Here is a 16003-nt window from a genome sequence, read left to right on the forward strand (position 1 = left end):
GCCGGACTGTCCCCTCTCCCCTTTGGGCAGAGGGTGAAAACCGCGCCGGATTGTCCCCTCTCCCCTTTGGGGCGAGGGTGAAACCGCGCCGGACCGTCCCCTCCTCCCTGCGGGAAGAGGATGAAACCGCGCCGGACCGTCCCCTCTCCCTGTGGATAGAGGGTGAAACCGCGCCGGACCGTCCCCTCTCCCCTTTGGGGAGAGGGTTAGGGTGAGGGGAAATAATTTACTTACTGTCAGACTTATATTCGTACTCGTAATACCCGTAATCCTGGTACCCGGTCGCGCGGCGGAAGATGGAGTTAAGGATCACCCCTTTCACCTCGATGCCGTTCTGCTCGAAGCGGTTGAGGCTGGTCTCCACCTCTTTAAGCGTGTTGACCGCGTAACGCGCCACCATCAGGGTGGTGCCCGCATGACGGCCGACAATCGCCGCATCGGTCACCGCCAGGATCGGCGGGGTATCGATCAGTACCAGGTCGTAGTTTTTACTGGCCCACTCCACCAGCTGGGTGAAGCGTTGGCTCATCAGCAGCTCTGACGGGTTCGGCGGCACCTGGCCGCGCGGCACGAGGTCAAAGTTGGTGATGGAGGTCGGCTTAGCGCACTGGGCAATCTCTCCTTTGCCCAGCAGGATCTCAGAGAGGCCGTTGACGTTGTTGGTCCCCAGCAGCTCGTGGGTGTAGCCTTTGCGCATATCGCAGTCGATGAGCAGCACCCGCTTGTTGGTCTGGCTTATCACCGCAGCAAGGTTGGCGCAGACAAAGGTTTTACCGATGGAGGGGCTGACCCCGGTCATCATCAGCACATTGTTCTTAGCCTGCATCATGGCGAAGTGGAGGCTGGTGCGCAGGCTGCGAATCGCCTCGATCGCCAGGTCGGTCGGATTACCCACCGCCAGCAGCTGGCTCTGCTTGTAGCGTTTGACCCCTTTGATGGTCTTGACGCTGTCACGCGATTTTTGCCACTCAGAGAGCGGGATGCTGGCATAAACGCTGATGCCATGCTCTTCCAGCGCCTGCGGGCTTTCGATACCGCGGTTAAAGAGCGATCGCAACAGTACGCCCACAATAGAGAGCATCAGGCCGAGAATAATGCTGCCCAAAATAATCAGCATTTTCTTCGGCTTCAGCACGCCCGGCTGGGCGATAGCCGGGTCGACGATACGTACGTCGCCTACGGTGCTCGCTTCGGTGATCTTCAGCTCCTGCTGTTTATTCAGCAGCTGCATATAGACCTGCTGGCCCGACTCCACGTCGCGGGTCAACCGCAGGATCTCCTGCTGGGTCTTCGGCATCGCGGTCACGCGGTTGTTCAGCTTCGCCTTCTCCTCCTCCAGCGCCTGGCGTTTTTCCATCAGGGTGCGGTAAGCCGGGTGGCGTTTGGTATAGAGTTTGGAGATCTCCGCCTCTTTAAAGGTCAGCTCGTTGAGCTGGGTGTCGATGTTGACCATCGAGTCGAGCACCGATTTGGCCTCCAGCGGCAGATCCACCGAATCCTTATCCTGACGGTAGGCGTTCAGCTTGTTCTCGGCGTCATCCAGATGCGCGCGCACTTCCGGCAGCTGCTTCGCGAGAAAAGCCAGGCTTTTGCCCGCCTCTTCCGACTTGCGCGCCACGTTCTGCTCAAGGTAGTTGCGGGTAATGCTGTTGAGGATGTCGCGGATCTGATCCCGGTCTTCACCGGTAAAGGTGAGGCTCAGCACGCCGGTATCTTTGCCGTTTTCCGTTACGGTCAGGTTGTTTTGCAGGTTGTTGATCATCCCCAGGGTGGAGAACTTAGTGACGGTAAACTCGCTCCCTTCCTGCGCGTGAATGGCGCTGACCATCATCTCCACGCCCGCTTTACGCAGCGGCTGACCTACCTCGCCGCGGGCGTCAAACCCGGCGTCGCTGGTGAGCTGATACTGTTTCGGCCCCAGCACCGTCAGGGTAAAGACCGTGTCGCCCGAGCCTTTCGGCAGGTTAAAGGTGGTGACCTTCACCGTGTCGTTCTGACGGCCCATCAGCCGATCCCAGCCCGCCCCGAAAATCGGGAAGGTATTTTTGGTCACGGAGATATCGAGGTCGAGATCGTCAACGGTTTTGCCCAGCACCAGACGCGACTGAATCAGCTGTATTTCTGCTTCCGATGCGGGCGGCTTATTGGAAAGCGCCGAGCCGATATCCTGCACCAGCGAATTACCGGTATCCTGTTCAATCTGCACCAGCGCGTCGGCGCTGTAGATTGGCGTGGCGAAAAGGGTATAGATGAAGGCGCAGACCGCAAACAGGGCGGTAATGCCCAGCACCCACCATTTAGCCTCGACGACGGTGCCAATCAGGCGGCCGATATCAATTTCATCACTGCCCGACATCGGGGCGGCAGAAGGTTTTGTCTTTTCTGTCATTGTTATCCCTGCTGAGCTTTCAGTGCCTGCGCCCACTGTTGGGCAGACCGATCGAGTAAGGTGTAAACCGCTTCAAACGCCTCGCGGCTTTTGCGATAGGGATCGGGGATCTCACATTCGTTATCCCAGTGACCAAACAGCATCACCTTGCCGCGCATCTCGGGAGCAATCTCACAGAGCGCGTGGATATGGCGTTTTTCCATCGTGAGGATCAGATCATATTCGCGGCACAGGCGGGCGGTTATCTGACGGGCGCAATGCCCGTCCAGCGAGAGGTCGTGCGCGGTGGCAACCTCCGTCGCCCGCTGGTCGGCACATTTGCCCACCAGTGCTCCCAGCCCGGCGGATTCCACCGTCAGAGCGGGCAGATACTGTTTGAGCAGTCTTTCTGCCGTAGGGGAACGGCAAATATTCCCCACACAGACCACCAGAATTTTGTTAAACATCGCGCATTACCAGGTGTGAAGGTCGCTTGCCGTGTCCGTCATGTAGCGAACGCCACTGATGGTTGGCAGCAACTGGTTGATCAGACGGTTCCAGCGGGCAACCGGTGCGGTGGTGACATAAACCACGTCGTAAGGCTGCAGGCGGAACTCGGTCGCCATCACCAGCGAGGTCGCGTCGGACATATCAAGCTGGTAGATATTGGCGATCTTGCCGTCGGTCCCCTTGCCTTTCAGCGGACGGATAACAAAGATGCCGCTGGCGTTGGAGGAGGTCAGATCGATACCTTCGGCGTTGCCCAGCGCTTCGGTGAGCGTCATGCCGCTGAAGTCCATCTTGAGCGTGCTCTGCTTTTTCACCTCGCCCATCACGAACACTTTCAGATCGTCATTACGCGGCACGTAGAGAATGTCGCCCGGGTAGAGCAGGCGGTTCTGGCTCAGATCGCCGTTTTGCATCAGCGCCTGTAGCGAAATACGCTCCTCTTTTCCGTCATGGGTGAGCACCACGTTGCGCCAGTCGGCATCTTCCGTCAGGCCGCCCGCGGCGTTAATCGCATCCAGCACCGTCAGCGGCACGTTGGTGATCGCCTGCTGGCCCGATTTATTCACCTGGCCGGAGATATAGGCTTTCTGCGAGCGGAACGCGGCGATATTAACGTCCACCTGCGGGTCAGCGATGTACTGCGCTAAACGGCCGGTAATATCACTACGAATTTCCGCCAGAGTCTTGCCTACGACGCGGACTTTGCCGACATAGGGGTAGAACATGGTGCCGTCCGGCTGGACCCAGTTGCCGGTATCACTTGAGCTACGGTACTGACCGGCTGGCGTCGTCAGCTCCGGGTGATCCCACACGGTAACGTTAATCACATCACCCGGCCCAACGCGGTACTGATAGGTGGAGATCTCCTGATCCAGCGACACATTCGGCTGCGCAACGTTAGGACGAGGCCGTAATTGTTCGACGAGGCGCGGGGTTAAGGGATAGACATTCACCATGCGGTCAAGGTCGAAATCCGCATCCTGTTGCTTTATCACATCTTTGCCGATGGTTGACATATTGCTGCCGGGAAAGACCGTGCAACCACTCATCAAGGTCACAGACACCAATAATGGCATCAATTTCATTTTGGATTTCATCATTGATTATTTATCACTTTGGCAGAGTAATTATCCTGTGCAATTTAAATAAGCGTACTTGCAGAAGAGATTCACGATGCAGTTAATCTTTTTGAAATATAACTGGCATCAGTCCTAAAAAATGCTTATTCATCCATTGGCTATTGACAGAATAATCGAGGCTGATTCTCACGCTTTCAGGCACGCTACCGCCCTTGGCTTTCAGTTACCAATCCACTGTCTTAACAATATCTTATGGATAAACACCCTCTCAGACATGGCCGCGCAGGTTTATATCAGGCAAATTAATTGCCCGGCTGAGAAAGAATTTCAGCCCTGTTGGCCAGATGAAAAATAGCAGCAAAAAGTTTTAACATTTGATGCTGGAAGAATTGTTGCAGCTAACCTAATAGCAGGCAAGGAGACAACTGTCCGAAGTTTTGCTTTTAAGAATAATATTAAGAGCAAATTTCTTTGGTTTTAGGATTTTCTTTATATTGACAATTAACCGGAAAGAAAACAGCTCTGTGAAATTTATCCGCGTCATTCTTTTTAATGATGATGATACCACCTGGAAATAATAAGGTTATTTGACCAGCTATTATTATTATGTTCTGCAAGAGAAATTCCGGGCTGGCATTGAAATTTGCTCCAGCTTTATCCATGATCAAAGTGTGACATTAGTCATATAACAGAAGGTATTGCTTACGCTATGGAATGGATTGCCGATCCATCAATCTGGGCCGGGCTGGTGACGCTTGTCGTCATCGAGTTAGTGCTCGGTATCGATAACCTCGTCTTTATTGCTATCCTCGCCGAAAAGCTTCCTCCGGCCCAGCGCGACCGCGCCCGGGTAACGGGGCTGCTGCTGGCGATGGGGATGCGCCTGCTGCTGCTCGCCTCGATCTCCTGGCTGGTAACGCTAACGACGCCCCTCTTCACCGTGCGCGGCCTGAGCTTTAGCGCCCGCGATCTGATTATGCTCATCGGCGGGTTTTTCCTGCTGTTTAAAGCAACGGTGGAGCTTAACGAACGGCTGGAGGGGAAAGACAGCGAAAACCCGACCCAGCGCCGGGGGGCAAAGTTCTGGGCCGTGGTGGCGCAAATCGTGGTGCTGGACGCGGTCTTTTCGCTCGATTCCGTGATAACCGCCGTCGGGATGGTGGATCATCTGGCGGTCATGATGGCTGCGGTGATTATCGCTATCTCCCTGATGGTGATGGCGAGCAAGTCGCTGACGCGCTTTGTCAACAGCCATCCCACTATCGTGATCCTCTGTCTCAGTTTCCTGCTGATGATCGGCTTTAGCCTGGTGGCGGAGGGATTTGGCTTTCATATTCCGAAGGGCTACCTGTACGCCGCGATTGGCTTCTCGGTGATAATCGAAGCGCTGAACCAGCTGGCGATCTTTAATCGCCGCCGCTTCCTTTCGGCAAACCAGACGCTGCGCCAGCGCACCGCCGAAACGGTGATGCGCCTCTTAAGCGGCAGGAAAGAGGATGCGGAGCTGGATGCCCAGTCCGCCTCTCTGCTGGCCGATCATGACGATAGCCAGATATTTAACAGCCAGGAGCGGCTGATGATCGAGCGGGTGCTGAACCTGAACCAGCGCACCGTCAGCAGCATTATGACCTCGCGTCACGACATTGAGCATATCGACCTGAACGCGCCAGAAGCGCAGGTGCGCGCCCTGCTGGACAAAAACCAGCATACCCGCATCGTGGTGACCGGCGGCGAGGAGTCTGACGATATGGTGGGCGTGGTGCATATTATCGATCTGCTTGACCAGCAGCTTCGCGGCGAGCCGCTTGATCTACAGGTGCTGGTGCGCCAGCCGCTGGTTTTCCCTGAAGGACTGCCGCTGCTCTCTGCGCTGGAGCAGTTCCGTAATGCCCGCACCCACTTCGCTTTTGTGGTGGACGAATTTGGTTCCGTTGAAGGGCTGGTGACGCTCAGCGACGTCATGGAGACCATCGCCGGGAATCTGCCCAACGAAGTGGATGAGATTGACGCGCGGCACGATATACAGAAAAACGCCGATGGCTCCTGGACCGCCAACGGGCATATGCCGCTGGAGGATCTGGTGCAGTTTGTCCCGCTGCCGCTGGATGAACGCCGTGAATATCACACCATCGCGGGCCTGCTGATGGAGTATCTGCAGCGTATACCGAAGCCGGGCGAAGAGGTGACGGTGGGCGACTACCTGCTGAAAACCCTGCAGGTGGAGAGCCACCGCGTCCAGAAGGTGCAGTTGATTCCGTTGCATAAAGAGGAGACGCTGGATTACGAGGTGTAGGGAAGCGGTAGGTTGGGCGGGTTTCCCCTCACCCTAACCCTCTCCCCAAAGGGGAGAGGGGATTGTCCGGTGCACTGTCTGGAGATATGGCACGACTCGCTTTTCCCTTCAGGGCGTAAAACTCTGGCACTATTTCCCCTTTGGGGAGAGGGGACTGTCCGGCGCGCTGTTTGAAGATATGGCACGACTCGCTTTTCCCTTCAGGTCGTAAAACTCTGGCACTCGTTCCCCCTCTCCCCAAAGGGGAGAGGGAACTGTCCGGTGCGCTGTTTGAAGATATGGCACGGCTCGCTTTACCCTTCAGGGCGTAAAACTCTGGCACTCTTTCCCCCTCTCCCCTCTGGGGAGAGGGGACTGTCCGGTGCGCTGTCTGGAGATATGACACGACTCGCTTTTCCCTCAGGTCGTAAAACTCTGGCACTCTTTTCCCCTCTCCCCTATGGGGAGAGGGTCGGGGTGAGGGGCAATCAGACTTAAAGCTTATCCAAAAACTTCTTCACATCCTTGCCATTCTGCGAATCTTTGTTCTTATCCGCCCAGTCGTTGAGACGACGCTTCGCCTCGCCCTGAAGCTGTTTACGCAGCACCTGGTCCACCTGCAGGTTGTAGTTCAGCGCCTGCCATTTGCCGTAGACGCGCAGGGGAATCGGCGTCTCCTTCAGGAAATCCACTAGCTTCCCTTCGCCTTCCCAGCCGTCGAGCACCCGCACGTTAAAGTGTGTGTCGGCGCTCTCCTGCACCAGATCCAGCGTACCGCTGCCGGTCAGCGCGAGCATGGACGACTCCCCTTCCATCGCGTTCAGCGTCAGCTGCCCATCGTCGAGGGTCAGATCGCTGGTAAAGCGATCCAGACGCGTCGCGTTATCAAAGCTCTCGCTCCCCTTGACGCTGGTGCTGCGCTCCACCGCCTGCTGCACCAGTTGCTGGAAGTTAAGCCCCTCCATGCGGGTGCCGGTTAGCGAGACCTTCGCCTGCCCCTGCCAGCTGCGGCGGAAAGCGTCGGCGTCAATCCGGCTACCGGAGAAATCCCCCGCCATCGTCAGGTGACCGGTCAGGGAGATAGGGTAGTTAAATGCCTTCAGGATAGTGCCAATCTCAACGTTATCCAGCCGCGGCTGAAACTCCGCTTTGGCGGTCTCTTTGCGCACATCCAGCGAGCCCGGCAGCGAAAGGCGTCCGTCGCCCAGCTGACCGCTCAGCTCGGTGATGGTTAACAGCCCCTCATGGTTCAGCATCTGCGCGTTGACCTGGGTAAAGTCCATCCCGCGCCAGCGCAAGCTGTTGGCCTTCAGCCTGATGTCGGCGGTAAAGCCGCGCAGACCGTTATATTCCGGCTGGTCAACCGCCGAGGAGATGACCGGGCGCGTCTGTCTCGCCGCCTGCCCCGTCTGCGCCGCTCTGCTCTGCGGGGCAGCATCGCCCTGCGGCGCGAGCAGATTTTCGAGGTTGAGCTTGTCAAACTGCAGGTCAAAGACCCACTTCGGCGCCTCGTCAAGAATAACGTTCGCCTGCCCCTGCAGCTTGCTGTCGTTGGCCTGGAGCTGCAGATTGTTGAGCTGAAGCTGCTTCTGCTCTTCAAGCCAGACCGCCTGCAGCGTTCCCTGTCCGGTAATCCCCTGCGCAGGCAGATCCGCGCCGGAAAGGGTCCAGCCAAGCTGCTGGATATCTGCCGTCAGCCGGTGCGGATAATCGGAGGCGTCGACGTTCGCCTTCATGGTGATGTTCATGTCGCGCTGGTTGCGGTTCACCCGCCCGGAAAACTCCACCGCGGCCCGGTGACGTTCATCCTGGTCCATTTGCAGGTTGATGTTGCGCACCGTCACCTGCTCGTCATCCTCATGCTGAAAGACCAGCAGGCTATCAGCCACCTTCAGGCTGCCGATATCAAAAGACCAGCCCGCATCCTCAGGCGCATCCGGCAGGGTGTTCTCGTGCGGCACCACCGGCGCGGTCTTGTCGCGAACGGCCTCGGTCTGCGGTGTCAGCTGAATCACCGCCCCTTTGAGCATTACCTGCTGCACCTGGAGCTGATGCGACAACAGCGGCCAGAGCGCAACGTCCAGCCGCATGTTGTCGGCGCTCACCAGCGGCGCCGAGGCCCCAGGGGCGGTTAACGACATCCGACCGGAAAGAATGCTGAGCTGCGGCCAGACATGCCAGCGCAGCGGCCCTTCCAGCTTCAGTTCATACCCGCTGCGCGCTTCGACCTGACGCACCATATAGGCGCGAAAATCGTTCGGGTTAACCAGCAGCACCAACGCGGAAAGGCCAGCAACCAGCACCACCAGCAAGATCATCAGCGTTGTCAGAACTCTTCTCATGGCATCCTCAGTGGACCGGCCTTACGCTCAGTCTTTATCAATACGGCTGGCCACCGCACCCTGCTGATCGCGATATTTCGCATCCTGGCGGCGATTATAAGGTCGTTCTGCCGGGCCGGTCAGCGGCTCAAAGCTGAGCGCGCCGATCATCATGCCCGGTCGCAGCGCCAGCGGCAGTTTACCCGCATTAAAGAACTCCAGCACGATACGGCCTGACCAGCCCGGATCGATACGGTGAGCGGTGACGTGAACCATTAGCCCCAGGCGCGCCAGGGAGGAGCGCCCGTCGAGCCAGCCCACCAGATCGGCAGGCAGGGTCACCGACTCAAAGGTGACCGCCAGCGCCAGCTCGCCCGGATGGAGATAAAAGGCGTCGCCATCCTCAATCACGATTTCGTCGCTCATCACCCGATCCAGCGCGGCGCTGACTTCGTCTTTCGGTCCGCTCAGATCGATAAACGGCGCGGTGTGGCCGCTAAAGGTACGGAATTTGTTCCCCAGACGCACGTCAACGGTGACGCCGTTAATACGCTCCACGGGAGGCCGCGGCGTAATAGAGAGGCGGCCTTCATCCAGCCAGGCTTCTATATCTCGGTCACAAAGACGCATGGCACTTTCTCCTTTCGTGCATCATGCCCTGCTGCAGGAGGCGCGCAGGGCAAACGGTTACCTTTGAACGGTACACAATTCGGGCGGTTTATTCAAAAAACTGACTGATCTTCGCCTTCAGGATATCGATAGCGATGCGGTTTTTCCCCCCGCGCGGCACGATAATGTCGGCATACTGTTTGGACGGTTCGATAAATTGCAGGAACATCGGACGTACCGTTTTCTGGTACTGCGCCATCACCGAATCCATAGAGCGGCCGCGCTCGTTGACGTCGCGCTTGATACGGCGCATCAGGCAGATGTCGAGCGGCGTATCCACGAAAATGGAGAAGTGCATCGACTCCCTGAGGCGGGCGTCGGTGAGCAGCAGGATCCCTTCCAGAATAATGACTTTTTTCGGCTCAATGCGCACGGTTTCTTGCGTACGGGTATGTTCAACGTAGCTGTAAACCGGCAGTTCAATCGCTTTGCCGCTCTTTAGCGCTTCCAGATGCTGGAACAGCAGGCTGTGATCCATCGCGTTAGGATGGTCGTAGTTGGTTTTAACGCGTTCTTCCATCGAAAGATGGGATTGGTCTTTATAGTAGCTGTCTTCGGGAATTACGCCGATGTGCTCATCACCAACCTGTTCGCGCAGTTCGCGGTAGAGCGTACTGGCAATAAGACTTTTACCTGAAGCGGATGCGCCGGCAATGCCTATAATGACGCACTGATGAGACTTATCAGTCATAAATTTAGCGACCTGATTAACCTGGAGTGAAGAAAGGGAGACGCCTCGGCGTCAAACGCGGCAATTATAGGGATTTCGTCTGCCTGATACCAGTCGAATGCGCAGGTAATGCGAGACCGCTTCCAGCGGGCTATTTTCCCTGAGCGAAATTTTCCCGCTCAACTTTCCACCATTAACCGTAAAATTTCCCTGCGCTAACTAATTAATAACTTTATGGTGTCAAATTATGAGCAGTCAGCATAGGAATTGTAAATTGTTTGTACTAGCATAATCCAAACTCAAAATTTAATTCGTCTGGACCTGGCTCCTGTGGCATGGCGTCCCTGGAAAAAGCGGTAATGAATAAACAATACCAGCGCGTTTTGGTTACCCCCCCTGCTCCTCTACTTCGGCTTGTCACTCTTGGTCTGGTCGCCTTTATCTTTACCCTTTTCTCACTCGAATTAACGCATGCCGGAACTTATTTAGCGCCGCTCTGGTTCCCGACCGCCATTATGATGGTCGCCTTTTACCGCCACGCCGGCAAAATGTGGCCGGGCATCGCCCTTGCCTGCTCGTTTGGTAATATTTTCGCCTCCTGGATGCTCAACACCTGGGAGTCGATTAATCTGACCTATACCGTCGTCAACGCCATTGAAGCCTGCGTGGGTGCGCTACTGCTGCGCAAGCTGCTGCCCTGGTATAACCCGCTGCAAAATCTGGCGGACTGGCTGCGTCTGGCGGTGGGCGGCGCCCTGATCCCCCCGCTGCTGGGCGGCACGCTTATCCACTTTCTGATCCCCCACCCTGAGCCGCTGCGCCAGTTTCTGGTCTGGGTTCTGTCGGAGGCGATCGGCGCGCTGGCGCTGGTGCCGCTCGGCCTGCTCTATAAGCCGCACTACCTGCTGAAGCACCGCGATCCCCGCCTGCTGCTGGAGACGCTCCTGACGATGGCGGTCACGCTGGTGCTCTGCTGGGTGGCGATTACCTGGCTGCCCTGGCCTTTTACCTGCGTCATCGTATTGCTGATGTGGAGCGCGGTACGGCTGCCCCGGCTGGAGGCGTTTTTAGTTTTTCTGGTGACCACCATGATGGTGTCGCTGATGATGGCGCGCAATCCCGCCCCGATGTTGCCACAGAGCGCCACCGCGATGATCAACGCGCCATGGCTGCCCTTTCTGATGATGCTGCTGCCGGCCAATGTGATGACGATGGTGATGTACGCCTTTCGCGCCGAGCGTAAACATATCACCGAAAGCGAAGAGCGGTTTCGCAACGCCATGGAGTACTCCGCCATCGGCATGGCGCTGGTGGGGATCGACGGCCACTGGCTGCAGGCCAATAAAGCGCTCTGCCATTTTCTTGGCTACAGCCAGTCGGAGCTACAGTCGTTAACCTTCCAGCAGCTCACCTGGCCGGAAGATCTGCACAGCGATATGGATAATCTTGAGCGGCTTGTGCGTGGCGAAATTAACAGCTACTCCATCGAGAAACGCTACTACAACCGCAGCGGCGAGGTGGTCTGGGCGCTGCTGGCAGTTTCGGTGGTGCGTCACACCGACGGCTCGCCCCTCTACTTTATCGCCCAGATAGAGGACATTAACGATCTTAAACATACCGAGTGGCTCAACAAGCGGCTGATGGAGCGTATTACGCTCGCTAACGAAGCAGGCGGCATCGGCATCTGGGAGTGGGATCTCGAACCAGACGTGATCAGCTGGGACCAGCGGATGTTTGAGCTGTATGAGATCCCGGCGCATACGAAACCGACCTGGCAACTCTGGTACGAATGCGTGCTGCCGGAAGATCGTGCGCAGGCGGAACAGACGGTGCGCGATTCGCTGGCGGCCAGAGCGCCGCTGAAGCTGGAGTTCCGTATCCGCGTCAAAGAGGGGGTGCGCCATATCCGCGCGCTTGCGAACCGGGTGCTGAACAAGCAGGGCGAAGTGGAGCGCCTGCTCGGTATCAATATGGATATGACGGAGGTCAAACAGCTTAACGAAGCGCTTTTCCAGGAGAAGGAGCGTCTGCATATCACGCTCGACTCTATCGGAGAGGCGGTGCTCTGCACCGACGTCGACATGAACATCACCTTTATGAACCCGGTGGCGGAGAAGATGAGCGGCTGGACGCAGGAGCAGGCGCTAAGCCAGCCGCTTCTCAGCGTGCTGCGCATCACCTTCAGCGACAACGGCCCGCTGCTGGAAAATATTCACAGCGGCGATATGTCGCGCGCCGATATCGAGCAGGATCTGGTGCTCCATTGCCGCGGCGGCGGCATCTACGACATTCACTACAGCATTACCCCCCTCAGCACCCTTGATGGTCACAATATCGGCTTTGTGCTGGTGATCCAGGATGTGACGGAGTCGCGCAAAATGTTGCGTCAGCTGAGCTACAGCGCGTCGCACGACGCCCTCACCCATCTGGCAAATCGCGTCAGCTTTGAGACTCAGCTTAAACGCCTGCTGCAGAACGTGCAGGAGACCCACCAGCATCACGCGCTGGTCTTTATCGATCTCGACCGCTTTAAGGCGGTGAACGACACCGCCGGCCACGCGGCGGGCGACGCCCTGCTGCGGGAGCTCGCCTCCCTGATGCTCAGCCTGCTGCGCTCAAGCGACGTGCTGGCGCGTCTCGGCGGCGATGAATTTGGCCTGCTGCTGCCGGACTGCAACGTGGAGAGCGCGCGCTATATCGCCGGGCGCATTATTAATGCCATCAATGATTACCACTTTATGTGGGAGGGGCGGCTGCACCGGATCGGCGCCAGCGCCGGGATCACGCTGATTAATGACCGCAACCTGCAGGCGGCGGAGGTCATGTCGCAGGCCGATATCGCCTGCTACGCTTCGAAAAACAGCGGACGCGGCGTGGTGACGGTTTACGAGCCGCAGCAGGAGCGGATGCACGCGACGCGTAACACCCTGCCGCTGGACGAACAGTGGCACATGATCAAAGAGAACCCGCTGGTGATGGTGGCCCGCAGCGTCGCCTCGCCGCGGATCCCGGAGAGCAGTAGCTTCTGGCTTATCTCCCTGCAGCTCTGGACCAGCCAGGGCGAGAAGGTAGAAGAGCATGCCTTCCGCGCCGGTCTGGCGGAGCCGGAACTGCTGCACGCGCTCGATCGTCGTCTCTTCCAGGAGTTCTTCCGTTGCTGCGCGACGCAGGTGGCGAGCAAAGGCATGGGGGTGGCGCTGCCGCTTTCCGCCGAGGGGCTGGTCAGCGCCACGCTGATGGATGAGCTGCTGGCGCTGCTGGAAATAAGTCCCCTGCCGGGACGGCTGCTGCATCTGGTGATCCCGTCGCAGGTGACGGAACGGCAGGAGGCTGCGGTGCAGGAAGGGCTGCAGAAGCTGCGTCAGGCGGGCTGCCGGATAATCTTAAGCGACGTGGGGGGCAATATGGATCTCTTCAACCAGCTTAAGCCCGGCGCTGCCGACTACCTGATGCTGGATCGGGAGCTGGTGAAAAACGTCCACGCCAACCTGATGGATGAGATGATGGTGACCATTATTCAGGGCAACGCCCAGCGTCTGGGGATGAAAACCATCGCCGGACCGAGCGACGCGCCGCTGTTGATGGATACCCTTTCCGGGATCGGCATCGATTTTATCTACGGCGACGCCATCGGCGCGCCGCAGCCGCTGGAGCTCTTATTGAGCACCAGCTACTTTGGCATTAATTAGGCTGCCAGCCGTCGGTATACCAGATATGCAGCAGGGCGTAGGATCGCCAGGGCTGCCAGCGTTCGGCGTAGCGGCGGATCTGCGCAGGGGTCATCCCGGCGAAACGCTGCTTAATCAGGTAATCATCCGGCAAAAAGACATTTTTAGCCTGCCAGCCGCGCAGCGCAAAGTAGCTGGCGGTCCAGCGCCCAATGCCGGGCTGCTGCTGCAGCGCCTTCATCCCCGCCTCCACATCCTCGGGCGGCGTGAGGGGAAACCGCCCTTCCATTACGGCGCGCGCCAGATGAATTAACGCCTCGGCGCGTCGCACCGGCATCCCAAGCCCTTTCAGCACCAGCGGGTCAGCCTCCGCCAGTACCGACGCCTGAGGGAAACAGCGGTAGCCAGGGCAGGTGGCCAGCGGCTCGCCATAGCGCGCCACCACGCGGGAGGTGAGCCTGGCGGCCATCGCCACGCTCACCAGCTGACCGAGGATCGCCCTCACCCCCTGTTCCCAGGCCTCCACCGAGCCCGGCAGACGCAGTCCCGGTCGCGCCGCCCCCAGCTCCCCCAGCGCCGCCGCAACCTGCTGCGGGTCGCAGCGCAGATCGAAGAGGCGCTCCACGCGGGCCAGACAGGCTTGCGCCACCGGCTGCAGCCCCTCGCTCAGGGTGACCTTCAGCTGATGACGATCGACATCCGGCGTGGCGCGAAACAGGCCGCGATGCCCGTCCAGCTCCAGGCTGCGCTCGTAATAGTCCCCGGTCACGGTCTCAATGCCCTCCACCGCACGGGCGGCGAGAAAGCTCAACATCCATTGCCAGTCATAAGGCGGCTGCCAGTTCAGGGTATACATTACGGCTCCTTTCAGGGTTTTATTCAGCATAACCCGCACAGGAGAATCTCGCCTTGCTGAGATATTCAGAGTTGTCGTTAACGCGCCATTTCGCTAAAGTCTCGCCCTTTCTCAACGGCATGGGGACGACGGCAGTGTTTATTGGCTTTGATTATGGAACGGCAAACTGTTCCGTTGCGGTAATGGAGAACGGTACTCCACGACTGCTGAAGATGGAGAACGGCGGTACGCTGCTGCCGTCGATGCTTTGCGCCCCCACGCGTGAGGCGGTGAGCGAGTGGCTCTATCGCCACCATCAGGTGGAGGCGTCGGGGGAAGAGACCCGGGCGCTGCTGCGCCGGGCGGTGAACTATAACCGTGACGAGGATATCGAGGTGACCCCCGCCAGCGTGCAGTTCGGGCTTGCCTCGCTTGCACAGTACGTGGATGACCCGGAAGAGGTCTACTTCGTTAAGTCGCCAAAATCGTTCCTCGGCGCCAGCGGCCTGAAGCCGCAGCAGGTGGCGCTGTTTGAGGATCTGGTCTGCGCCATGATGCTGCATATCCGCCAGCAGGCGCAGACGCAGGTGAGCGAGACGATTAACCAGGCGGTGATTGGCCGCCCCATCAACTTCCAGGGGCTGGGCGGCGACGAGGCCAACCACCAGGCGCAGGGGATCCTGGAGCGCGCGGCGCACCGGGCGGGCTTTAACGACGTGGTGTTCCAGTACGAACCGATCGCCGCCGGGCTCGATTTCGAAGCGACGCTGCAACAGGAGCAACGCGTTCTGGTCGTGGATATCGGTGGCGGAACTACGGACTGTTCGTTACTGCTGATGGGGCCGCAGTGGCATGCCCGCCGCGACCGCGAGCAGAGCCTGCTGGGGCACAGCGGCTGTCGCATCGGCGGGAACGATCTTGATATCGCCCTGGCGTTCAAGAGCCTGATGCCGCTGCTGGGAATGGGGGGACAAACGGAGAAAGGGATCGCCCTGCCGATCCTGCCCTGGTGGAACGCGGTGGCGATAAACGACGTACCGGCCCAGAGTGATTTTTACAGCGCGGCGAACGGTCGTCTGCTGAACGATCTGGTGCGGGATGCCCGGGAGGCGGATAAGGTCGAGCTGCTGCTGAAGCTCTGGCGCCAGCGTCTGAGCTATCGCGTGGTGCGGAGCGCCGAGGAGAGTAAAATCGCGCTGTCCAACGCCCCCGTGTTTGATGTCGGGCTGCCCTTTATCAGCGAGGGGCTTGCCACCGCCCTGACGCAGGAGAGCCTTGAAATCGCGCTGGCGCAGCCGCTGCAGCGCATTCTGGAGCAGGTTGAGCTGGCGCTTGAAAGCGGCAACACGCAGCCGGATGTGATCTACCTGACCGGGGGCAGCGCCCGCTCGCCGTTGATCAGGCAGGCGCTGGCGCAGAAATTACCGGGCATCCCCGTCGCGGGCGGCGACGATTTCGGCTCGGTCACCGCCGGGCTGGCCCGCTGGGCGCAGGTGGTGTTTACCTCGTGATGTTGTGCCGGGTGGCGGCTCCGCCTTACCCGGCCTACGGTTTGGGCTCTTGCTGTTGTATCCGCCACCCGGCGTTTTTTATGGCACCCTCTGCCATTCA

Annotated in this window: 11 protein-coding genes; 4 read left to right on the forward strand and 7 right to left on the reverse strand. The window is 58.6% G+C overall.

Features of this window, described 5'->3' with window-relative positions:
* The first annotated feature begins 77 nt into the window (after positions 1–77).
* On the forward strand, positions 78–215 hold the full coding sequence (locus tag BN3796_RS20790) for a hypothetical protein (RefSeq protein WP_155848012.1): 138 nt from the start codon (positions 78–80) through the stop codon (positions 213–215).
* Positions 216–226: 11 nt separating this feature from the next.
* Here the strand turns inward: BN3796_RS20790 and wzc are convergent, their stop codons facing one another.
* The 3 genes from wzc to BN3796_RS17710 are packed head-to-tail and all read right to left on the reverse strand — an operon-like array spanning position 227 to position 3978.
* The gene (gene wzc, locus BN3796_RS17700; RefSeq protein WP_061709667.1) at positions 227–2389 is read right to left on the reverse strand and encodes a tyrosine-protein kinase Wzc; all 2163 of its coding nucleotides are present in this window, start codon (positions 2387–2389) and stop codon (positions 227–229) included.
* A gap of 2 nt (positions 2390–2391) precedes the next feature.
* Positions 2392–2835, reverse strand: coding sequence for a low molecular weight protein-tyrosine-phosphatase Wzb (gene wzb / locus BN3796_RS17705; protein WP_061709668.1), 444 nt, complete (start codon positions 2833–2835; stop codon positions 2392–2394).
* A 6-nt stretch (positions 2836–2841) separates the two neighbouring features.
* Positions 2842–3978 (reverse strand): polysaccharide export protein, encoded by a 1137-nt coding sequence (locus BN3796_RS17710; protein WP_061709669.1) that lies wholly within the window; start codon positions 3976–3978, stop codon positions 2842–2844.
* 688 nt (positions 3979–4666) lie between these two features.
* Here BN3796_RS17710 and BN3796_RS17715 point away from each other — a divergent pair.
* The gene (locus tag BN3796_RS17715; protein ID WP_061709670.1) at positions 4667–6250 is read left to right on the forward strand and encodes a TerC family protein; all 1584 of its coding nucleotides are present in this window, start codon (positions 4667–4669) and stop codon (positions 6248–6250) included.
* A 473-nt stretch (positions 6251–6723) separates the two neighbouring features.
* On the opposite strand, the gene asmA is transcribed toward BN3796_RS17715, so the two are convergent.
* The 3 genes from asmA to udk all read right to left on the reverse strand — a co-directional run bounded on the left by asmA (position 6724) and on the right by udk (position 9910).
* A complete protein-coding gene (asmA, locus tag BN3796_RS17720) occupies positions 6724–8571 on the reverse strand; it encodes an outer membrane assembly protein AsmA (protein ID WP_061709671.1) in 1848 nt (615 codons plus the stop codon).
* Positions 8572–8598: 27 nt separating this feature from the next.
* On the reverse strand, positions 8599–9180 hold the full coding sequence (gene dcd, locus BN3796_RS17725) for a dCTP deaminase (RefSeq protein ID WP_061709672.1): 582 nt from the start codon (positions 9178–9180) through the stop codon (positions 8599–8601).
* 88 nt (positions 9181–9268) lie between these two features.
* Positions 9269–9910, reverse strand: a complete 642-nt coding sequence (gene udk / locus BN3796_RS17730) for a uridine kinase (protein ID WP_061709673.1) — start codon at positions 9908–9910, stop codon at positions 9269–9271.
* Positions 9911–10248: 338 nt separating this feature from the next.
* On the opposite strand from udk, the gene BN3796_RS17735 reads away from it, so the two are divergent.
* The gene (locus BN3796_RS17735) at positions 10249–13578 is read left to right on the forward strand and encodes a diguanylate cyclase (RefSeq protein ID WP_061710055.1); all 3330 of its coding nucleotides are present in this window, start codon (positions 10249–10251) and stop codon (positions 13576–13578) included.
* Here the strand turns inward: BN3796_RS17735 and alkA are convergent.
* Complete coding sequence (gene alkA / locus BN3796_RS17740) at positions 13571–14413, reverse strand: DNA-3-methyladenine glycosylase 2 (protein WP_061709674.1); 843 nt, start codon at positions 14411–14413, stop codon at positions 13571–13573. The two genes, BN3796_RS17735 and alkA, sit on opposite strands and share 8 nt — an antisense overlap.
* A 134-nt stretch (positions 14414–14547) precedes the next feature.
* Between alkA and yegD the strand changes: the two genes are divergently transcribed.
* Complete coding sequence (gene yegD, locus BN3796_RS17745; protein ID WP_061710054.1) at positions 14548–15903, forward strand: molecular chaperone; 1356 nt, start codon at positions 14548–14550, stop codon at positions 15901–15903.
* The last annotated feature ends 100 nt before the right edge of the window (positions 15904–16003 follow it).

It is taken from the genome of Pseudenterobacter timonensis (assembly GCF_900021175.1).
In the GTDB taxonomy this organism is placed as follows: domain Bacteria; phylum Pseudomonadota; class Gammaproteobacteria; order Enterobacterales; family Enterobacteriaceae; genus Enterobacter; species Enterobacter timonensis.